The 19,888-nt window shown below is 62.9% G+C and carries 16 protein-coding genes and 2 tRNA genes; 8 read left to right on the top strand and 10 right to left on the bottom strand.

Annotated features, from left to right (window positions below):
• Nucleotides 1–64: 64 nt before the first annotated feature.
• Nucleotides 65–850, bottom strand: coding sequence for a S9 family peptidase (locus CSE6_RS10025; RefSeq protein ID WP_238585676.1), 786 nt, complete (start codon nt 848–850; stop codon nt 65–67).
• Between CSE6_RS10025 and CSE6_RS26465 the strand changes: the two genes are divergently transcribed.
• The gene (locus tag CSE6_RS26465; RefSeq protein ID WP_238585675.1) at nt 833–1,315 is read left to right on the top strand and encodes a hypothetical protein; all 483 of its coding nucleotides are present in this window, start codon (nt 833–835) and stop codon (nt 1,313–1,315) included. The genes CSE6_RS10025 and CSE6_RS26465 overlap by 18 nt on opposite strands.
• Before the next feature lie 58 nt (nt 1,316–1,373).
• Here CSE6_RS26465 and CSE6_RS10020 read toward each other — a convergent pair whose 3' ends face one another.
• On the bottom strand, nt 1,374–3,755 hold the full coding sequence (locus CSE6_RS10020) for a Tex family protein (protein WP_045839738.1): 2,382 nt from the start codon (nt 3,753–3,755) through the stop codon (nt 1,374–1,376).
• 178 nt (nt 3,756–3,933) lie between these two features.
• Here CSE6_RS10020 and CSE6_RS10015 point away from each other — a divergent pair, with 178 nt between their 5' ends.
• Nucleotides 3,934–5,052: a DUF72 domain-containing protein gene (locus tag CSE6_RS10015; protein WP_059440445.1), complete on the top strand. Its 1,119-nt coding sequence runs from the start codon at nt 3,934–3,936 to the stop codon at nt 5,050–5,052.
• Between the two features lie 109 nt (nt 5,053–5,161).
• Here CSE6_RS10015 and CSE6_RS10010 read toward each other — a convergent pair whose 3' ends face one another.
• A complete protein-coding gene (locus tag CSE6_RS10010) occupies nt 5,162–6,265 on the bottom strand; it encodes an enoyl-CoA hydratase/isomerase family protein (protein ID WP_045839740.1) in 1,104 nt (367 codons plus the stop codon).
• A 216-nt stretch (nt 6,266–6,481) separates the two neighbouring features.
• On the opposite strand from CSE6_RS10010, the gene CSE6_RS10005 reads away from it, so the two are divergent.
• Complete coding sequence (locus CSE6_RS10005; RefSeq protein ID WP_059440444.1) at nt 6,482–6,916, top strand: YbaN family protein; 435 nt, start codon at nt 6,482–6,484, stop codon at nt 6,914–6,916.
• Between the two features lie 666 nt (nt 6,917–7,582).
• Here CSE6_RS10005 and CSE6_RS10000 read toward each other — a convergent pair.
• Both CSE6_RS10000 and CSE6_RS09995 read right to left on the bottom strand, forming a co-directional pair.
• Nucleotides 7,583–8,935, bottom strand: a complete 1,353-nt coding sequence (locus CSE6_RS10000) for an NtaA/DmoA family FMN-dependent monooxygenase (RefSeq protein ID WP_059440443.1) — start codon at nt 8,933–8,935, stop codon at nt 7,583–7,585.
• A gap of 62 nt (nt 8,936–8,997) precedes the next feature.
• Nucleotides 8,998–11,031 (bottom strand): TonB-dependent receptor, encoded by a 2,034-nt coding sequence (locus CSE6_RS09995; RefSeq protein ID WP_238585674.1) that lies wholly within the window; start codon nt 11,029–11,031, stop codon nt 8,998–9,000.
• A 117-nt stretch (nt 11,032–11,148) separates the two neighbouring features.
• Here CSE6_RS09995 and CSE6_RS09990 point away from each other — a divergent pair, with 117 nt between their 5' ends.
• A complete protein-coding gene (locus CSE6_RS09990) occupies nt 11,149–12,048 on the top strand; it encodes an IclR family transcriptional regulator (RefSeq protein ID WP_059440442.1) in 900 nt (299 codons plus the stop codon).
• Nucleotides 12,049–12,078: 30 nt separating this feature from the next.
• Here CSE6_RS09990 and CSE6_RS09985 read toward each other — a convergent pair whose 3' ends face one another.
• On the bottom strand, nt 12,079–12,882 hold the full coding sequence (locus CSE6_RS09985; protein ID WP_059440441.1) for an ABC transporter ATP-binding protein: 804 nt from the start codon (nt 12,880–12,882) through the stop codon (nt 12,079–12,081).
• A gap of 118 nt (nt 12,883–13,000) precedes the next feature.
• Between CSE6_RS09985 and fepB the strand changes: the two genes are divergently transcribed.
• Genes fepB through CSE6_RS09970 form a run of 3 tightly spaced genes read left to right on the top strand, consistent with a single transcriptional unit; the run spans nt 13,001 to nt 16,032 of the window.
• Nucleotides 13,001–13,939 (top strand): Fe2+-enterobactin ABC transporter substrate-binding protein, encoded by a 939-nt coding sequence (fepB, locus tag CSE6_RS09980; protein ID WP_059440440.1) that lies wholly within the window; start codon nt 13,001–13,003, stop codon nt 13,937–13,939.
• Nucleotides 13,940–13,942: 3 nt separating this feature from the next.
• Nucleotides 13,943–14,995, top strand: a complete 1,053-nt coding sequence (locus CSE6_RS09975; RefSeq protein ID WP_059440439.1) for an iron ABC transporter permease — start codon at nt 13,943–13,945, stop codon at nt 14,993–14,995.
• Complete coding sequence (locus CSE6_RS09970; RefSeq protein ID WP_059440438.1) at nt 14,992–16,032, top strand: iron chelate uptake ABC transporter family permease subunit; 1,041 nt, start codon at nt 14,992–14,994, stop codon at nt 16,030–16,032. Before CSE6_RS09975 ends, CSE6_RS09970 begins: the two co-directional genes overlap by 4 nt.
• A 130-nt stretch (nt 16,033–16,162) precedes the next feature.
• On the opposite strand, the gene CSE6_RS09965 is transcribed toward CSE6_RS09970, so the two are convergent.
• Nucleotides 16,163–16,239 (bottom strand) — tRNA-Pro (locus tag CSE6_RS09965).
• 169 nt (nt 16,240–16,408) lie between these two features.
• A tRNA-Pro gene (locus tag CSE6_RS09960) sits at nt 16,409–16,485 on the bottom strand.
• Between the two features lie 577 nt (nt 16,486–17,062).
• Here CSE6_RS09960 and CSE6_RS09955 point away from each other — a divergent pair.
• Nucleotides 17,063–18,100, top strand: a complete 1,038-nt coding sequence (locus CSE6_RS09955; protein ID WP_003063368.1) for a porin — start codon at nt 17,063–17,065, stop codon at nt 18,098–18,100.
• A gap of 92 nt (nt 18,101–18,192) precedes the next feature.
• On the opposite strand, the gene CSE6_RS09950 is transcribed toward CSE6_RS09955, so the two are convergent.
• Both CSE6_RS09950 and CSE6_RS09945 read right to left on the bottom strand, forming a co-directional pair.
• A complete protein-coding gene (locus CSE6_RS09950) occupies nt 18,193–18,897 on the bottom strand; it encodes a hypothetical protein (RefSeq protein WP_059440437.1) in 705 nt (234 codons plus the stop codon).
• Nucleotides 18,894–19,883 carry an MlaD family protein gene (locus tag CSE6_RS09945; RefSeq protein ID WP_059440436.1) on the bottom strand — a complete coding sequence of 330 codons (990 nt, stop codon included), beginning with the start codon at nt 19,881–19,883 and terminating at the stop codon, nt 18,894–18,896. Before CSE6_RS09945 ends, CSE6_RS09950 begins: the two co-directional genes overlap by 4 nt.
• Nucleotides 19,884–19,888: the final 5 nt, after the last annotated feature.

Here is a 19,888-nt window from a genome sequence, read left to right as displayed (position 1 = left end):
GGATCAAAGGCAGTGGCAAGGCTGTCGCCACCACGAAATGAACACGAGTGGGCCCATAGGAAGGTCAGAGCTTTTCATCTCTATTCAGTTGCACTGGCTGACCCATGACCAGCTGGCTGGCAAGCTTGCGTGTCAGGGGTTGTAACACGGAAAAGTGATCAGCCCCCTGAACCGAGACACAGTGCAGCTGATTCGATTTTCGTGCGGTGCACATATTGTCAAGACTGTTGATATTGCCCGGGCTCTTGCTGCCCTCGATGATCCACGTCGGGCTCTTTATGGCATGCAGCCAGTAGACGGGCGAACGCAAGCGCTTTTCATCCGCCGAGAGCAAGCCCCATTTCACGGGCCAGCCATAGCCGCCGATCTCGTCCACCGGACCAAAAGCGAACACCCCCTGAACGGGCAAGCCAGCCGTCGCCGTCAGCAAGGCCAGCGTGGCTCCGGTGCTGTGCCCACCGAGATAGATGCGTGCCGGATCGACATAATGCAGCTGTGCGGCCTGCAGGATGGCTGCTGCCACGTCCTGCACTTCCCCCCAGAAATACTCACGCTGGCCGGGATTGTCATTGCCGCCGCGCAATGCGGGAAACAGCATCGCCATGCCAGCCTTGCGAAAAGCGCTGGCGCTTTGATCATTGGCGGCTGGCCCTTCGCTCCAGAAATCGTCCAGGCTATTGGTATCTCCCCCCGTCAGCCAGACCATCAAAGGCTGCTTCCTCCCATCTCTGGGATCCGGGGTGACAAAGGCATTGAGTTTCAGATCCCCGCTCCGATAGCTCATGGGAACAAACAGCTGAGAAGGCGGTGTCGGCATCGGCTGGATAGGCTTATGGGCCGCCGGCAACAAGGCTGTCGCAATCTGTGTTGTCTTGCCGGCGCGAGCCTGCATCAGGTTTTGCAGAGCGATTTCGCCAGAGGCGATCTGTTGATCCACCTCCTGCTCGATCTGCACCTGCTCCGCGCGCTGGCTCGCGTGCTGCTTGCGAGCGGCAGCGTGACGCACTTTGGCCACCTCATGCTCTGCCATCGCTGCACGCGTGATGCAGCGCCGCTGCTGATCTATGTTGATGCCCTCTTCCTGGGCCTTGTCAACCTGGGCAAGATTGAGCTTGACGGTATGACAAAAGTCATCGTTCTCTGGCGCCAGGGCTGGTGGCCAGACCAGGGGTGCAGGCTGCTGGGCATGGGCCTTGTTTTTGATTCTGTCCAACGATATCCAGCCGCGCGATGCCATCTTGGCGCCGATAAAGACCACCAAGATTGCCACCCCTATGGCCGGCAGTATTACCCGCCCTCTCGCTTTGCGCATTGATGTGCTCCCACAAAAAAGGCCGCCTGTAATATGAATTAAGTGGCGGCCCGGTAGGAGATTATTTCTTCAGTCCCTGCAACTTCGCAAAGGCTGATGCCATGGCGTTTTGCTGTGTGGGCTGGCTGCCACGCTGGGGTTGCGCATAGCCACCACGGTTGCCGGCGCCGTAACTGTTGCCACGACCAGCGCCTTCAAAGCGGTTGTCGCGCGGGCCATCGCGGCGCGCAGGCGCTGCGTCCAGCTTCATGGTCAGGCTGATGCGCTTGCGGTCCACATCGACTTCCAGCACCTTGACCTTGACGATCTGGCCGGTCTTTACCACTTCACGCGCATCTTCGATGAACTTGTGACTCATCTGGCTCACGTGCACCAGCCCGTCCTGATGCACGCCCAAGTCCACAAACGCGCCGAACTGGGCCACGTTGCTGACCGTACCCTCCAGCGTCATGCCTTCCTTCAGGTCCTTGATGTCTTCCACACCATCATTGAAGCGGGCGACGACAAAGTCGGGGCGCGGGTCACGGCCGGGCTTCTCCAGCTCGCCAAGAATGTCCTTGATGGTCACAGCACCAAATTTGTCATTGGCAAACTGCTCAGGCTTCAGAGACTTGAGCACCTCGCCACGACCCATGATCTGGTCCACGGGTTTGCCGGTAGAGACAATGATCTGCTCCACCACGGGATAGGTTTCGGGGTGAACGCCTGTCATATCGAGCGGATTGTCGCCACCGCGAATGCGCAGAAAGCCTGCGGCCTGCTCGAAGGTCTTGGCCCCCAGACCGGCCACTTCCATCAGTTGCTTGCGGTTCTTGAACGAGCCATTGGCATCGCGCCAACGCACCACCGACTTGGCGACCGAACCCGACAGGCCCGAGACGCGCGTCAGCAGCGGAGCCGAAGCGGTGTTCAAGTCCACACCCACGGAGTTCACGCAATCCTCGACCACGGCATCCAGCTGGCGCGCCAGCTCGCTCTGGTTCACATCGTGCTGGTACTGGCCCACGCCAATGCTCTTGGGGTCGATCTTGACCAGTTCGGCCAGCGGATCCTGCAGGCGGCGGGCAATCGATGCCGCACCACGCAGGCTCACATCGATGTCCGGCATTTCCTGCGCCGCAAACTCGCTGGCCGAATAGACCGAGGCACCTGCCTCGCTCACCACCACCTTGTCGATCTTCTTGTCGGCCTTGGAGGCTATCTTGATCAGGTCCGCCGCCAGCTTGTCCGTCTCGCGGCTGGCCGTGCCGTTGCCGATGGCAATCAGATTGATATCGTGCTTTTCCACCAGACGGGCGAGCACGGCCAAAGAACCATCCCAGTCGCGGCGCGGCTCGTGCGGGTAGATGGTGGTGGTGTCCACCAGCTTGCCCGTGCTGTCCACCACGGCCACCTTGACGCCGGTGCGAATGCCGGGGTCCAGGCCGATCACGGCACGCTGGCCGGCGGGCGCCGCCAGCAGCAGGTCACGCAGATTGTCGCCAAACACCTTGATGGCCACCTTCTCGGCATCTTCGCGCAGGCGGCTGAACAGGTCGCGCTCGGTGGACAGGCTCAGCTTCACACGCCATGTCCAGGCGACGCATTTACGAATCAGATCGTCAGCGGCGCGCTTGGCATGGCTCCAGCCCAGGTGCAGCGCGATCTTGCCTTCAGCAAGGCTGGGTTGGCCCGGTTCAGGCTCGACCGGTTGCACCAGCTTCGCTTCGAGAACCTCCAGTGCACGGCCACGGAACACGGCCAGGGCACGGTGCGAGGGCACGCGGCCAATGGGCTCGTCGTATTCGAAGTAGTCGCGAAACTTGGCGACCTCGGGGTCGTTTTCGTTCTTGCTCTCGACCTTCTTGGACTTGAGCAGGCCCTCATCCCACAGCCATTCGCGCAGCTTCTGCACCAGTGCCGGGTCTTCGGCCCAGCGCTCGGACAGGATGTCGCGTACGCCGTCCAGCACGGCAAAGGTGGTGCTGAAGTCGGGGCCGGGCTTGCCATCGTCCAGGGTCGTCGCTGGCTTGCAGAAAGCCTCGGCTTCCTTGTGCGGATCCAGTGTGGGGTCGGCAAACAGCTTGTCGGCCAGCGGCTCGATGCCGAACTCCTTGGCAATCTGGCCCTTGGTACGGCGCTTTTGCTTGAAGGGCAGGTAAATGTCCTCCAGCTCCTGCTTGGTCGGCGCACTGGCAATCGCCAGGCGCAGCGCATCGGTCAGCTTGCCTTGCTCGTCAATGGCCTTGAGCACCGTCTCACGGCGGTCGTCCAGCTCGCGCAGATAGGTCAGGCGCTCGTCCAGCGTGCGCAGTTGCGTATCGTCCAGACCGCCCGTGGCCTCCTTGCGGTAGCGGGCCACAAACGGAACCGTGGCGCCGCCATCGAGCAACTCCACAGCCGCGCTCACCTGCTGCGGCTTGACATTCAGTTCTTGAGCAATCTGACCAATGATTTTTTGCATTCGATATTCGCCCCACGGCGTTCAACACAGGAAGCCAATGAGTTTGCCATAGGCATGCCGCCAGACTGCCCTCGATATCCAGCATAAGTGCAAGCAAACCTTAAAAACTATGCTTTCCATAGCTGCTTTCCCTTGATGAGCATGCACAGAAGGCCAATTTCATTAAAATTATTGCGACATGCCCGATACCTTCCAGGACGATTTTTTTGCCGATGAGCTGCCTCTACCCGGAGACGGCACCGGCAAGGCTCGGACTGAAGAAGCGCCGCAGGCCGATGACACAGTTGAACGCAAACCCAGGCGCGGTGCTATTTCTCTGGCCCCTGCAGCTGCGCAGTACCAGGATCTGGCCGCGCAACTGTCTCCCCTGCTGCGCATGGGCGTCTCGACCTGGTCCTATCCGGGCTGGGAAGGCCTGGTCTGGGACGGTACCTACGACAGCAGCGTGCTGGCCAAAAAAGGTCTATCGGCCTATCACCAGCACCCACTGCTACGCACCGTCTGCGTCGACCGCACCTTCTGGCGGCCGCTGACGGCCAGCCAATATGCAGCCTTTGCCGCGCAGGTCGATGACGACTTTCGCTTTGTCGTCAAATGCCCGGCCGGAATCACCGATGCCCAGGTGCGCAGCGAGGAAGGCAAGCCGCGCGAGAGCAACCCGGCGTTTCTCGACCCTCACCTGGCCATAGAGCATTTTGTGGAGCCCACTCTCGAAGGACTGGGCAGCAAGCTGGGCGTTCTGGTCTTTCAGCTCAGCCCCCTTCCGTGGAGTCTGCTCAGCCGCCCCGGCCTGCTGATGGACAAGCTGGGCCTGCTGCTGTCCGCTGTAAGGCAGGCGCTACAACCACATCCGCAAGTCGTCGTGGCCGTCGAGGTCAGAGACCCCGAGCTGCTGACCCCGGCGCTGCCCCAGACACTCAAGGCCCATGGCGCAACCTATTGTCTGGGCCTGCACGGCAAGATGCCTCCCATTGAAGAGCAATTGCCCATGCTGCGTGCGCTGTGGCCCGGGCCACTGGTGTGCCGCTGGAACCTGAATCGCATCTTTGGCGCCTATGGCTATGCCGATGCCCAGAAGAAGCACCAGCCGTTCAACGAGATCCTCAGCGAAGATCGGCATACCCGCAAGCGGCTGGCCCGCACGATTGCCGGCATCACCGGTGCCGGTCAACCCGCTTTTGTGACCATCAGCAACGATGCCGAGGGATGTGCCCCCCGCTCGATAGCGCTGCTGGCGCAGGCGCTTGCGAGTCTTTCAGACTCAGGCTCCGACAAGCATCCGCGGCCGTCATCCTGAATTAATACTCGAATCCCCCTCAGACGCTTACTTTCAAAGCGCTGATGGCTATCAAAAACAAAGCCCGACAGGCCACAAACCTGCCGGGCTTTCTGAATGAGAACTTCAATCAGTCCTTCAGTGCCGCCAGCGGGTGCGAATGCGCAGGCCAGGGGCTGTCAAAGAACGCTTGCCACTCGGCATCGCTCACCTCTTCGATGCTGGCGGGATTCCAGCGCGGGCTGTGATCCTTGTCCACCGCCAGTGCGCGGATGCCCTCCACGGTCTCGCTGCGACCCGGACGCAGATAAAAGCAGTGGCGCACCATATCGCGCTCCATGCGCAGATCTTCGGCCAGATCCATCTGGCGCGCACGGCGGATTTGCTCCAGCACCACATGCAGCATCAGCGGCGAGCGCTTGCGCAGCGTGGCAGCTTCGGACTGGGCCCATTCGCTGCCGGCCTGCAAGGCCTGCACAACCGCAGCCACCGTGGGCTGAGAGAAACAGGCATCGATTTCCGCGCGGTGAGCGGTTGTCTTTGGTTCGGCGCTCACAAAGCGGGAGCGCACCACGGCATTGAGTGCCTCTACATTGGCAAAGTCCGTGGTCGCAAGGGTCTCCCACAGCTCTGTCTGCTGTTCGGCAGGAATGCAGCCATCGGCCAGACCAAAAGCCAGGGCATCGCCCGCGCCGATGGTGTCGCCGGTCAAGGCCAGCCATTCGCCCACGGCACCGGGGCAGCGCGAGAGGAAATAGCCGCCCCCCACATCGGGGAACAGGCCAATGGCCGTCTCGGGCATTGCCATCTTGGTGCGCTCGGTCACGATACGCAGCGAGCCGCCCTGGCTGATGCCCATGCCGCCGCCCATGACGATGCCATCCATGAAAGCGATATAGGGCTTGCCAAAGCTGTGAATCAGGTGGTTGAGCGCATATTCCTCGGTGAAGAAATCTTCGAGCTGCGGATTGCCGCTGCTGCCGGCCGCGTGCAGGAAGCGAATGTCGCCACCGGCGCAGAACGCCCCGAACACCCCTTCCTTGTTGCTGCCACGAATGGCCACGCCCAGAATCGAGTCGTCTTTTTGCCAGGCCAGCAAAGTACCCAGCAGATCGCGCACCATGCCCAGAGACAGCGCGTTGAGCGCCTTGGGCCGGTTGAGCGTAATCATGCCCAGCTTGCCACGGACTTCGGCAATCACATCGGACATATCGGCGCTCGGGGTGGGGGTCATTGTCTTGCTCCTTGAATCAATTCCATGCTGGTCGCCAATCGGTCGCCAGGCCATGCGCACCGATTATGCGGTTGCACTCCACGCAAGCAGGGACAAGGACGTGACAAATACCGCCAGCATCGCAGCCACAAAGCCCGAGCGGTCTGCAATGCTGACTAATATGGGAGCCGTGCCAGGCTGCAGCTTCACCAGCTTCTGCGGCCCACCTTCTGCCTCATGAACGATCTGCCACCACCGCCCGAAACCCCTCGCGAAGAACCGCACCTGGAGTCCAAGCAGCTTTCCGCGCCGCTGCGCTATCTGCTCATTGCCTTTACGCTGGTTTGCGTGATATTGGGGCTGATAGGCGCCGTGGTTCCCGGCATGCCCACCACGGTATTCATATTGATGGCCGCCTGGGCGGCTGTGCGCAGCTCACCCAGACTGCATCGCTGGCTCTATGCTCACCGTGTGTTCGGCCCGCTGCTGCACAACTGGGACACTGGCGGCAAGGTCAGCCGCCGTGCCAAATGGACGGCAACCGTCAGCATGGGCGCCAGCAGCCTGCTGATTCTGTATTTCTCGTACAAGCCATGGCTCACGGCCATGACGCTGAGCATCATGGCCTGCGTATTGCTCTGGCTGTGGCTCAGGCCGGAGCCGCAGGTCTAGAGCAGCTCACAGCACCGTTCCACGAAGCGTGTGCAGGCAATGCTGCCGCCAATTCTTGGTTCTGGACAACACACGCTATCGGGTAGGAAAGACCAACAGCTAGGGCAAGTGTCTGCCCCCAACAATGCCTGCTCTGGCCACGGCATCGGCCACGTGCATCGACATGCAGGAGCCTCTCGCGCAGGGAGCCGGCGCGGAAGCAACCAGGCCGACCCGCGTGAGCCGGGCGACAGCGACACCTGCAATATCCCGATGACCTCCACTCAGGTTCCGGCCAGGGGCTGGGAAGGTGACAGCACATCCGGGAAAAATTGCGCGCCTGCGCCGATGAGCATAAAACGCCAAGGCCGCACGATGATCAACATCAAGGGCAACAGGAAACCGAGTCACCAACTGATCGACGTCAAGTGCTGCGCCTTCACGCGCTAGCGCAGCGCATCAGCGGCCGCCGCGGCATTGGCGGGCTGCGCTGGTGTGACTCCCCAAGCACAGCGATGCTCTCGCCATGCTTTTTTTCCGTATCTCATTGGCAGGCGCCAACGTAACAAAGAATGTCCTGATCCACAGACACTCGACTCCAACTGCAAGCCCCAGGGAGGGTTTGACCCACAGAGTATTGAGGCCAATGACGGACGTGACTGCGACAACTAAGCTGCGTGATCGCCGCTACGAGCGAGCAGATGGGTAGGCCGCTGCATGAACACGCTCCTGACGCGACTCTTCAAGGTGCTCCATGAACGTGGTGCCTGTGTAGCGGGAGCGGAACAGGCCGGCTTCCACCAGGCGGGGTATCAACTGCTCCAGCACGCAATGCAGGGACTCCACGGAGCCGCCGGGCGCGGCCAGAAAGCCGTCGATGGCGCCGGCGGCGCTCCATTCGACGATCTGCTCGACGGCATCGTCCACCGTGCCGACCACCTGCCAGTGTGCAGCCGAGAGTATCTCCGGCCGCAGCAGCAACTCGTCGATCCGCAGTGACTCGCGCTCGATCAGGCGCCTGAGCAGGCCCGCATGCGTGCGGCTGGAGGGCGTCGCCACAGGCGCCGGCAGATCAGCTCCGGTAATCGGTCGGTCCGCAGGCCAGTCCGTGAGATCCAGACCGGTCATGGCCTTGATCGAGGCCAGCTTGCGGTCCCGGTCCACGCGGCCATGGGTCTGCCTGAACATCTCCCGCGCCTGTTCGCGGCTGTCGGCCAGGTACAGGCTCAGGCCGGGCAGCAGGCGCACATCCTGGGCCAGGCGGCCATGGCGCTGCGCGCGCTGCGACAGATCCCGCCGCAGCTCCAGCGCCGCGTCGAGGTCGGGCGTGGGCGCGAAGACGATGTCGGCCACGGACGCCGCAAAATCGCGCCCGGTGCTGGATGCGCCCGCCTGAACCAGCGGAATTCGCGGGCCACCAAAGGCGGGCAGGTTCAGGGGGCCACGCACCTTCAGATGCGGCCCCTCGTGGTCTATGGGGCGCACCAGTGAAGCATCGGCATAGCGGCCGCTGCCCCGGTCGATCTTCAAGGCCTCGTTGGGAAAGCTGTCCCACAGCCGGCGCACCACCTCTGTGAACTCAGCAGCCCGCGCATAGCGTTCGTCGGCGTCGGGCATGACCTGCAGCCCGAAATTCTCGTGGCCCTGCAAGGCGGTGACGATGTTCCAGCCGGCGCGGCCGTTGCTGATCCAGTGCAGCGACTGGAGCTGGCGCGCCACTGCATAAGGCGGAAAAAAGGTGGTGGAGACCGTGGACACCAGGCCGATGCGCGAAGTCTCGCGCGCAAGCGCGGCCATCAGTACCGTGGGGTCCAGGCTGGCGAAGCCGGCGCCCGTCTCCAGAACCTCCATGGGCAGAAAGCTCACGTCGGGCCGGAAGACGAAGTCCAGGTGCGCGGCCTCGGCGCGCCGGGCCAGGTCAAGGGCGAAGTCGCTGGAGTACAGCCCTTCGATATTGCTGCCGGGTCGCCTCCAGGCATCGCCGCTCAGCCAGGTGGGGGCCAGCGAAAGGCCGATGTGCAGTGGTTTGCGCTTTGTCATGCTTGCATCCTTCCCCTCTTAGAACGTTCCGCGCACGCCCACGCCGATCATGCGTGGCGCCGTCATACTGGCCTCGATGCCGCCGATGCCGCGGTTTTGCTGCAGGTAAGTGGGTGCCCGCCTGTCGAAGACGTTCTTGATGTAGCCGTACAGTTGTACGCGTAGCTCATGCGCAGGTCGGCGATGGTGTTGGAGCCAACCACATAGGCACGGGTGTTGGCTGTATCGGAGTAGTAGCCGTCCAGGTGGCGCACCTGAGCCGAGACATTGAACCGGGGAGTGGCATCCCAGCTCACACCGACGCTGACGGTGTAGCCGGGCGAGCGGGCGAAGCGGTTGTGCTCGTAGCCGGGGTTGCTGCTCATCTCCTCGATCCTCGTGCGCAGCACGCCTGCGCCGGCCTTGATCCTCAGATTGTCCAGTGCGCGGTAGTCGGCGCCCAGCTCAAAGCCGTAGGCATGGGCCTTCTCGGCGTTGATGGTGTAGGACTGAGCCACGCCCGGCGAGATCACCACCGGGATGTTGTACTGCGCATCCCGCATGTCCATGTAGAACAGGTTGGTGTTGAGCATCAGCCTGTCATCGAACAGGCTGGTGCGGCTGAACAGCTCGTAATTCCAGATCGACTCCTTCTTGAAGTAGGCCCATTGCCGGCTGGTGAGGTTCAGCGAGACGCCGCCCGGGTTGTAGCCACGGCTGACCAAGGCACCCACCGTCCAGCGTGGCGTGGCTGCATAGGCCAACGAGACCTTGGGCAGCAGGGCCGAGAAGGTCTTGGTGTAGCCCAGGGGGGTAGGCGCCAGCACCGAGCTGCCGTTGCGCACCACCTCGTCCTGCTGGTAGCGCAGCCCGCTGCTCAAGGTCCAGCGATCGGTCAGGCGCAAGTTCAGCTCACCGAAAATACCCAGGTTCTTTTTCGTGTCGTCGAAGGCGGACAGGCCGCGCAGCAGCAGGCTTTCGTCGGTGCTGGTACGGGCGTAATAGATGCCGCCAAAGCCGCTCAGGCGATCTTTCTCGTTGCCCACGAGGGCGCGGAATTCGTTGGAGAAATTATTCTGGCGGATATCGGCATCACCCTCGCCGGAAATGCCTGTGTAGCGCTGCACGGACGAGCGCGAATACTGGGCCTGGTTGACCAGCCGCAGGCCGTTGCCCAGTTCGTAGCTCAGATCGAGAATACCGGTATCGGTTTTTTGCTTCCAGCTGGGCATGGTCGTCGTCCAGTGCTTGAGCGCGCCGAACGGAGCTGAAGCCGCCTCCTGGGTCGGGCGGTTGCTGTCGTTGTGCGAGTAGGTGAATTTGGCTTCCAGGCCGGGAATGCTGTTTGGCAGCCACAGGAGTTTCAGGCGCGCGTTGAGCGCACGGAAATCCTGGTTGGCCTGGCCCTGCTGGAACCGCGGATTGTTGTAGTCGATGAAGGTGTCGCGCCCCGAGTAGTCCACGGCCAGCCGCGCGGCCAGCTCCTCGCCCACGGGGCCGGAGACGGCGATGGAGGCGCGGTGCGAGTTGTAGTTGCCGGCCTCCAACTGGTAGGCCGCCTCGGGCTTGAAGCTAGGATCCTTGGTGTTGACGATGATCGCGCCTGCTATCGCATTCGCGCCCTGCGAGGTGGTCTGCGGGCCACGGAACACCTCGATGCTCTCCACATCCCAGACCGAGGTGGCGCCGAAGAACATCTCGTTGTAGTTGAGGTAATGGCCATCGAGGTTGATGGTGGCACGCGGTACCGTGCCGCCCCAGAAGACGTTCTGCCCGTTGTTGGGGCCCTGCGTGTCCTGTCCGCGGATGATGGGCGCACCCACCGTGTCGGTGTAGACCACGTTGGGCACGTCATGCAGCACCTCGTGAACCGAGGCATTGCCGCTCTCCTCCTTCTCGATGTCCTTGCCAGATTTGACCGACACGGAGGATGCCGTGTCCTTAAGTTCGCGTCTGACCTTTTCACCGCTGACCACGACCACATCAAGCGTGGCGGTTTCCCCCTCGCCTTCGGAGCCCGACACACCCTGTGCAAAGACGCCGGCCGGCGCCATCAAGGTAGAGAGTACGACAGCGCCCGCCCGGGAGGGGAGCCTGCGATGCAAACACAGTTTCACGGCATCTTCCTTAAATGAGAATGATTCTTGTTTTATGTTACAGCATGATGCATAGAAATTCCACCATTAGGAATTCATTCCTACTTGCGGAAAACAAGAACAACACTGCAAAGATGTATGCGTACCGGGGATGCCTTCCACCCGAAAGGAGCCGGTATCATCGAGACCAGCGGCGCCCGGGCGCCCACCTGCGATGCTCCAAGTACAGGCAAGGAAGCCGAGCCTTTGAAAACAACAACACCTCAGACAACCGCCGGGGAGAAGCGCTCCGGCACCATCCAGTCGGTCTCGATCGCCGCCCGCTTCCTCATGGTCCTGGCCAATGCCGAAAGCGAGCTGGCGCTTGGCGAGGTGGCAAGGCGCACCGGAACGGGGGGCTCCACGGCCCACCGCTACCTGCAAAGCCTGGTCAAGGAAGGTCTGGCAAGACAGGACCCGGCCAGCGGCCTCTACGACCTGGGCAGCGCGGCACTGAGCATCGGCATTGGCGCGCTCAAGCGCGTGGATGCGGTGGAAATTGCGGCGCAGCATATGAAGTCGCTGACACACCAGCACGCGCTCAGCGGCGGCGTGGCCATCTGGACCGACCGTGGGCCGACCCTGGTGCGCTGGTACCGAAGCGCCTACTTCTCTATCAATCCGCTGGCGCTTGGCGACATCCTTCCCATAGACAACACCGCCTGCGGTCTGGTGTTCCAGGCCTTCCTGCCCAAGGCCACCATCGACGCCGCGCGCCGCCAGCAACCCGCCCATTTCCGCGGCAAGCCACCGACCAAGGCCGTGCTCGATGAAGTGCGCGAGCGCTGCTGGTCCGAATTGACCAGCCACCTTCTGTCCAACGTCACGGGCCAGGCAGCCCCGGTGTTCGACGCACAGCATGAGATCGCCTGCGCGGTCACCACTGTCTCTGACCTGGGCCAGCTCAAGTCGCCCGACGACAGACATGCGCTGCTGCGCGAAGCCAGCCTGATCAACCAGGCTACAGGCGGACGAGCCTTTGGCTCAGACTCTCCCTAGAAGCGACGCGCAAGAAGATACCCAGGCGCTTCAGCCTTGCCTGGCATGCACCGCCTTGCGCCCCCTTGGCACCACTAGGGGAGTCCCGGTCACGGGGTCAGGAATGATCACCGATGACAGGCCGAACACCTCCTCAACCAATTGCTCGGTAAAGATCGCCGCGGGCTTGCCCTGTGCGGCGATGCGCCCGTCACGCATGGCGATCAGGTGTGAGGCGTAGCGGCAGGCGTGGTTGAGATCGTGCAGCACCGCAATCACGGTGCGGCCGGCCCGGTTGAGGTCCGCCAGCAACTCCAGCAACTCGATCTGGTGTGCAATGTCCAGAAACGTCGTGGGCTCGTCCAGCAACAGGATGGGCGTCTGCTGCGCCAGCACCATCGCAATCCACACACGTTGGCGCTGCCCGCCTGACAACTCGTCCAGAAGCCGATCCGAAAGGGCCATCACATCAGTGGCCTGCATGGCCTCGGCCACCGCCTGCTCGTCGGCATCCGTCCACTGCTTCAGGAAAGACTGATGGGGGTAGCGCCCACGCGCCACCAGGTCTGCCACCGTGATGCCCTCGGGCGCGATCGCGCTTTGCGGCAGCAATCCCAGGCGCCGCGCGACCTCCTTGGCAGGCCATTGCGCGATATGCCTGCCATCCAGGATGACCCTCCCTATGGCCGGTGCCAGAAGGCGCGACAGCGCGCGCAGCAGGGTGGACTTGCCGCAGGCGTTCGGCCCCACGATGACGGCAAAGGAACCATCTGGAACAGCAAGGGACAGGCCCTGCGAAATGGTGCGCTCGCCGTAGCGCAGCGTCACTGCATCAGCACTCAGTCGATGTGTCATGGCCGGTCATGCCCCACAAGCAATAGGTTCTTAGGCATTACAAATTTGGAATGCATTCTACAATGAGGAATACCCTAAAGAACCTGGATGCACTCGGCCCTGTCACGGTCAGATCGATATGAACAGACTAAAACTTACCGCCCTGGGCGCAACTGCGGCACTGTCCGTGCTGGCCGGTATCGCGCTCATGCAGCGCAACACCGCCCCCGAGGCGGGCGCCACGCAGCAGACCTCGCTACCGCAGCGCATCGTGTCCACCTCACCCAGCGTGACGGGCATCCTGTTGGCCATCGATGCCCCCGTGGCGGCAACCGCAGCCACCACGCCCAGCCGGTTGACCGACGACAAGGGCTTTTTCTCGCAATGGGCCCATGTTGCCGACAAACGTGACGTGCAGGTGCTCTACCGCAACCTGCAGTTCGACATTGAGGCCGTCCTGGGCGCCAACCCTGATCTGCTGGTGGCCTCTGCCACCGGCGCCGACAGCGTGGCCCAGCACCGTTCCGAGCTGCAGGCCCAGGGCGTTCCCATGGTCATGGTCGACTACTCCAGCCAGTCCTGGCAGGACATCGCCACGCAGTTGGGCAGCATCACCGGTCGCACGAAGGAGGCAGCGGCGGCGATTGCCCGCTTCGATGCCCACGTCGCCCAGGCCGCCGCATCCATCACGCCACCCGCCAAGCCGGTCAGCATCGTCGCCTACAACCTGGCCGGCAGCTACTCCATCGGCCGTCCTGCCAGCCCGCATGCGCGGCTGCTGGCCGCGCTGGGCTTCAAGGTGGAAGGTCTGCCGCCCACGCTGGCCGCGCAGGTGACGCGCTCCTCGGACTTCGAATTCATTTCCCGCGAAAACCTGTCGGCCGCCATCACCGGGGATGCCGTCTTTCTGCTGGGCGCCTCGCAAAGCGATGTCCAGGCCTTCCTGGCCGACCCGCTGCTGGCCAACCTTCCAGCCGTCGCCGGCCGGCGCGTCTATGCGCTGGGGCCGACATCGTTTCGCATCGACTACTACTCCGGGCAACAGATGGTCGATGCCGTGGCCAGCCATTTCCACTGAGCCATGCATGAATTGCCTGAACGCGCGATGGCGCGGCCCGCTCAAGGCTCACGCCGGCGCCGCAGTCGCAGCCTGGGCTTGACGACCGGCATGCTGGCCTTAGGCCTCATCGCCATGCTGAGCATCACCGTGGGCTCGCGCGACATTGCGCTGGCCGACATCCTCGGGGCACTGCGCGCACCGGACCTGGGCGATGACCGACATCTGGTGGTCAACCTGCTGCGCATGCCTCGTACCGTGGTGGTCATCCTGGCCGGCATGGCCCTGGGCGTTGCTGGCGCGCTCATGCAGGCCGTGACCCGCAATCCTCTGGCCGAGCCGGGCCTGTTGGGTGTCAATGCCGGCGCAGCTCTGGCGGTGCTGATCGGCATGACAGCCTTCGACCTGACAACCGTGGCCCAGTATGTCTGGTGCGCCTTTGCCGGCGCGGGGCTGGCCGGCGCGGCCGTCTTCGCGTTCGGCCAGTCTCGGGGGGCAGGCACGCACCCGGTGCGCCTGGTGCTGGCCGGAGCCGGCCTGTCCGTCATGCTCACTTCCAGCGCCGGCATCATCCTGCTCAATGCGCCTCCGGAAGTCTTTGACGGCTTCCGACACTGGGCAGCCGGTTCACTGGAGGGCAGCGGCTACGCCAACGCCGCCGTGCTGGCGACAGCCGTAGCGGCGGGGCTGGCGGCGGCCTGGGCCATTGTCGGCCAGCTCAACGCCATGGCGCTGGGCCATGACCTGGGCCTGGCGCTGGGCGTCAATGTCCGTGCCACCGCTCAACTAGCCTGCGTTGCGGTCATGCTGCTGGCCGGCGCAGCCACGGCTGCCGTAGGCCCCATCGCGTTTGTCGGCCTTGTGGCCCCACATATTGCGCGCCTCTCGTCCGGGCCCGACTACCGCTGGATCCTGCCGCTGTCCGCGCTCTACGCTGCAGTGCTGCTGCTGGGCGCCGACGTACTCGGCCGCGTCATCGCAACGCCCGCGGAAGTAGCTGCGGGCATCGTCGCCTGCCTGATCGGCGGGCCGTTCTTTGTCTGGGTGGCGTGCAGATACCGGTTAAGCAGGCTATGAAGGCGTCCGTGAAGACCTCGGTACTGCGCTGGGGCCCATATTCGTTCCGCTGGCGGCCAAGGCCGCTGGCCGCGGGCATGGCACTGGTCGTTCTGACCCTGATGCTGGGTGTGTTGCTGCTGGGCACGGGAACCCTGTCGCTGAGCCCGGCCGAGGTGCTGGACAGTCTGCTGAACACGGGCGCCAGCCCCGCCGCCGAGCGCGTGGTTCTGCGCGTGCGGCTGCCGCGCGTGCTCACGGCGGTCTTCGTGGGTGCGGCGCTGGGCATGGCCGGTGCCATCTTCCAGTCCGTCTCCCGCAATGCGCTGGGCTCGCCGGACGTGATCGGCTTCACCACGGGCGCGGCCAGCGGGGCGATTGCGCTGATCGTACTGGGCGATGCCGGACCACTATGGACATCGCTGGCCGCCGTGCTGTCGGGCATGGCCACGGCGGCGGTCGTGCTCGCGCTGTCCAGCGGCCGGCGCGTGGCAGGGGGCTACCGGCTGGTGCTGGTGGGCATAGGCGTGGGGGCCACGCTCTCAGGCCTGAACACCATCCTGCTGGTCATGGGCGATCTGGACCGGGCCGTCTCCGCACAGCGCTGGCTGGCCGGCTCGCTCAGTGCGCGAACCTGGGCGCATGTCGTGCCGGCCGCGTTCAGCTTCGTCGCCATCCTGCCGGTCGTGCTGCTGTGCGCCCGCCGCATCAACCTTCTGGAACTGGGCGATGACGCAGCCACCCAGCTCGGCATCAACGTGCCGCGTACCCGGCTGATCATGGTGATGTGCGCCGTTGTCCTGACGGCCATTGCCACGGCGGCGGCCGGGCCCATCGCGTTCATCGCGCTGGCAGCGCCCCAGGTGGCCAGGCGCCTGGGCCGGTCGCCCGACGTGCCTCTTTTCACGGCAGCAGCCATGGGGGCCGTGCTGCTGCTGGCGGCCGACCTGCTCAGCCAGTGGGCGCCGGTGCACCTGCATCTGCCTATTGGACTGGTGACGGGCTTGCTGGGTGGGGTGTATCTGCTGTGGCTGCTTTTTCGCTCCCGCAAGGGCTAGGAGTGCAACAGCAGAAGTTGAGACACTACTTCTATCTCTCTTCGAGCCATCGCCCTGAAGAGTCGTACGACATCATGCGATCTGGATAGAAAAAGGGCGCCTAACTTTACAGTTAGGCGCCCTTTTAGATTGGTCGGAATGGCGGGATTCGAACTCGCGACCCCTTGCACCCCATGCAAGTGCGCTACCAGGCTGCGCTACATTCCGTGTCGATGACGCTATTGTAACCGATTTTCGACCATCTTTTGGGAAGGCTGCAACTCAAGCAGTTGCTCGGTTATTAGCCACGACGGTCATCTGGCGCTGCAGGTTTCATAGCAAACCTCGCAGCGGCATTGAAAAAGGCCTGTGATTTTCATCACAGGCCTTTTCAATTTGGTCGGAATGGCGGGATTCGAACTCGCGACCCCTTGCACCCCATGCAAGTGCGCTACCAGGCTGCGCTACATTCCGTGTCGATGGGATGAATTATAGGGAAGAAAAACACCCTCCCCGGGGAAAACGCGCACTTTTTTCAAAAAAGTATCGAACTGGTGCTGAAAGCTGCAGGCCTGATATCAACGCACACCCGGCCGCATAAGCGCTCAGCACGCACAGCACACTCCGGCCAATCGCGAGCCCTGCGCAGGGCCTGACCAAGACTGCCCAAGGGAACGACAAGAGTGGGCGCTTCAGCGATTCCAGGCAGGCATCCATCGCCGAGTCACTCCTGTTCCATCCGCCGACGCTGTCATCCCCGAACCTCCTGATCAAACCTGGTCCACCAGGAATGACTGTTATTCCTTGATCACGAAACCCTCAGTACTCACTCTCGCTCAGCTGGCTTCACCCAGCTGCTTTGCACGGCAATATCGATAGCACCAACACGGTGCACACAAGAGATTTCCCTGAGTCCTTGAGGTAAAAAAACCACTGTCATATCGCTGAAAAGATGATTTCATCGGCATCCGCGGAACTGCAGAGCAAGCTGTATACAAACCCCCGCTATATTTCAAAACGTAAATCCAATATCTAACTCGAGAGGACACTCATGAAGACTGCTTTTATCGCCATGGCTGCAGCCCTGGCCTGCTCCGGCGCCGCTTTTGCCCAGAGCAATGTGCAACTGACCGGACTGGCCGATATGTATGCCGGCTCGGTCAAAATGGCCGGCCAGGATCGCAAGGGCGTTGTCGGCTCCGGCGGCATGACCACTTCCTGGTGGGGCCTGAAGGGCACGGAAGACCTGGGCGGCGGCCTGAAGGTCGATTTCAACCTCACCGCCTTCATGCGCATGGACACGGGTGAACCCGGCCGCTTCCCCGGCGATACCTTTTTCTCGCGCGATGCCAACATCGGCCTGAACGGCAATTTCGGCCGCATCGGCCTGGGCCGCGACAAGGCGCCCAACTTCCTGCCCACCATTCTGACCAACCCCTTCGGCGATTCGTTCACCATCTCGCCTCTGGTGCTGCATGCGAACACGCCCACCGCAGCCTGGGGCGGCAACCGCCTGACAACGCCCGCCGACACCGGCTGGAGCAATATGCTGGTCTACACGACACCTAGCTTCGGCGGTCTGACTGCCAATGTCTACTACCAGTTCGGCGAGCAAACGACTCCTGGCAACAAGAGCAAGAAGAACGTCGGCGTGAACGCCCTGTACTTCAACGGTCCTCTGAGCCTGACGGCCTTCTACGAGCGTGACCAGATCACCAACCCCGGCAGCGGCACAGTCATGCCTACCAAGAGCGACTGGATGGTCGGCGGCAGCTACAACTTCAATGTCGTGAAGCTCTACGCCACCTACGGCCAGGCCAAGGTCAAGGATCTGGATAGCAAGAGCAAGACCTACTCGCTGGGTCTGGACATTCCTGTCTCCGGTACCCCCGGTACTGTCAAGGCCGCCGTGGCCCGCACCAAGTACGAAGCGGCCACCGACGCCACCCGCACCACAGCGACCCTGGGCTACGACCACTTCCTGTCCAAGCGCACCGATGTCTACACCGCTCTGATGTATGACCGCGTGACCGATGCCAATCCCAAGACCGGCACCAGCCTGATCGCCGGTATCCGTCACCGCTTCTAAGCACCAGGTTTGAGCGAGCCTCTGGCTCGCCATCCACTCAAAAGCGAGGCTCAGGCCTCGCTTTTTCATTTTCAATCCGGTGGCCGGCCTATTCACTTGGGTGCGGATGTCTCCAGAAGCTTCAGCCGACGCTGCAGCTGCGCCTGCTTTTCCACATCGCCGCCCTGCTGCGCTGCCTTGAGTTGCAGCAGAAGCCAGGCCATCAAAGGCCTGCGCCAGCCTTGCTCCGAAGCGGTATCGACGCCTTGCTGCAGTAGGTCAGGCACCGCAGCGCCGCCACGCAGCAGCACACCCGCAGCCACCAGTCTCGATAGCGGATCCTTGATCTCAGCCGTAGCGGCTACACCTGTTCCGCCGCCGAGCAACTGCCGCGCCACGCCGCGCTGCGCCTCGGGCAAAAGCTCGATATCACTGGCTTGCGGACTGGCCTGCAGATAGCGGGCATAGGCCTGTTCTGGCTTGCCCGCATCCTGCGCCAGCGCCTCATAGGCCGGGCAGCTGTTCCAGTCCAGGCTGGCCACCTGCGCCGCGCAGCGCATCAGCTCCAGCTTGGCGGCCTGCGCGGGCTGGCCGGTGCTGGCCACTGCATCACGCGCCTTCTGCCACTGCAGCACCTCCACGCGCTGATGCCCCTGCAAATAGGCCTGAGTAGCTTTTTGCGCCGCAGCTTCGGCACTCAAGGCCCAATCCGGTGCCGGGGCTTGGTTGCCACAGGCCGAAATCGCTATGACGGATATAGCAGCCAGCGCTCTACCCCATTGGCCTGAAGTCTGCTTTTGCGTGGTTTTTTGCTTCATGGCAGCTTCAACTCCGGCTTGTGGGAAAACGGCCATTTGCGCTGCAGATCGTTGAGTACGGACTCCAGCCTCAGCAGATTGCTTTCGACCTCGGCGCGCAGCGCACCCAGGTCGGTCGAGGCCTCGCGGGCATTGCTGCCCACCACCTGCATATCGGCCAGTACGGCATCGACCTTGGCCATGCTTTTGCGCGTATCGGCCAACAAGCCGTTGAGCTGCTGCATGGTGGCCTTGACCTGGGGCATGACGCCATTCGCATCGAAGACCTGGCTGTCGGCGCGCGCCACCATGCGGTCCATGCGTCCGAGCAGGGAGTTGGCGCGCTCCAGCATCTGGCCGACCTTCTTCGCTTCCTCGTCGCTGCCCAGCACCGCTCCGAGAACCCCGCCCTGGCCTTGCATGCGCTCGGCCAGCTTGCGCACTTCGGCCAGTGATCCGCCCAAGGCCGAATCCGTGGCGGTCAGTGCAGCCACATTGGCCAGCACCTCCTTGGCGGAATTGATGATCTGGGGCAGCTCTGCCGTGGCGTCGCCGCTGAGCACGGGTCGCACGGAATCCGGCGGCAGCGGCGCATCGTCCAGCATGCCGGTATAGGCCTTGATGGTGGTACCGCCCACCAGGCCCTTGACCAGCGTGAACACGCTGGACTGGCGCAGCCAGTGGGCATCCTTCTCGGTCACATCGACCAGAATGCGAACCGAGCCGTCCTTGGCCAGCTCTATCTTGCGCACGCGGCCTATGGGAAAGCCCGAGAAGGTCATGTCCATGCCCACGACCACGCCTTCGGAGTCATCGGCCGTCAGCACCAGACGCTGCGTGGGCTCGAACACCCCGCGCGCATAGAGCAGATAAGCAGCAGCACTCAGAATCAAGACCAGGGTCAGCGCCAGCAGCGCGGCTGCCTTGGCGCGCAGGTGCGCGACGGGTTTGAGGCTGAGCAACTCCTCGTCAATCAGCTGCTCCTCGGCCATACGCGTTTCGCTCATGGCTC

This window comes from Comamonas sp. E6 (genome assembly GCF_001010305.1).
Lineage (GTDB): Bacteria > Pseudomonadota > Gammaproteobacteria > Burkholderiales > Burkholderiaceae_C > Comamonas > Comamonas thiooxydans.
The sequence above is the reverse complement of the archived record's forward strand: the minus strand, read 5'-3'. Positions and strand labels throughout refer to the sequence as shown.

Bases quoted from the DNA above. Each gene is read 5' to 3' on its own strand.
- CSE6_RS26465 (WP_238585675.1), top strand. From the start codon at position 833: ATGGGCCGCCGGCAACAAGGCTGTCGCAATCTGTGTTGTCTTGCCGGC.
- CSE6_RS10020 (WP_045839738.1), bottom strand. From the start codon at position 3,755: ATGCAAAAAATCATTGGTCAGATTGCTCAAGAACTGAATGTCAAGCCG.
- CSE6_RS10015 (WP_059440445.1), top strand. From the start codon at position 3,934: ATGCCCGATACCTTCCAGGACGATTTTTTTGCCGATGAGCTGCCTCTA.
- CSE6_RS10010 (WP_045839740.1), bottom strand. From the start codon at position 6,265: ATGACCCCCACCCCGAGCGCCGATATGTCCGATGTGATTGCCGAAGTC.
- CSE6_RS10005 (WP_059440444.1), top strand. From the start codon at position 6,482: ATGAACGATCTGCCACCACCGCCCGAAACCCCTCGCGAAGAACCGCAC.
- CSE6_RS10000 (WP_059440443.1), bottom strand. From the start codon at position 8,935: ATGACAAAGCGCAAACCACTGCACATCGGCCTTTCGCTGGCCCCCACC.
- CSE6_RS09990 (WP_059440442.1), top strand. From the start codon at position 11,149: ATGCGTACCGGGGATGCCTTCCACCCGAAAGGAGCCGGTATCATCGAG.
- CSE6_RS09985 (WP_059440441.1), bottom strand. From the start codon at position 12,882: ATGACACATCGACTGAGTGCTGATGCAGTGACGCTGCGCTACGGCGAG.
- fepB (WP_059440440.1), top strand. From the start codon at position 13,001: ATGAACAGACTAAAACTTACCGCCCTGGGCGCAACTGCGGCACTGTCC.
- CSE6_RS09975 (WP_059440439.1), top strand. From the start codon at position 13,943: ATGCATGAATTGCCTGAACGCGCGATGGCGCGGCCCGCTCAAGGCTCA.
- CSE6_RS09970 (WP_059440438.1), top strand. From the start codon at position 14,992: ATGAAGGCGTCCGTGAAGACCTCGGTACTGCGCTGGGGCCCATATTCG.
- CSE6_RS09955 (WP_003063368.1), top strand. From the start codon at position 17,063: ATGAAGACTGCTTTTATCGCCATGGCTGCAGCCCTGGCCTGCTCCGGC.
- CSE6_RS09950 (WP_059440437.1), bottom strand. From the start codon at position 18,897: ATGAAGCAAAAAACCACGCAAAAGCAGACTTCAGGCCAATGGGGTAGA.
- CSE6_RS09945 (WP_059440436.1), bottom strand. From the start codon at position 19,883: ATGAGCGAAACGCGTATGGCCGAGGAGCAGCTGATTGACGAGGAGTTG.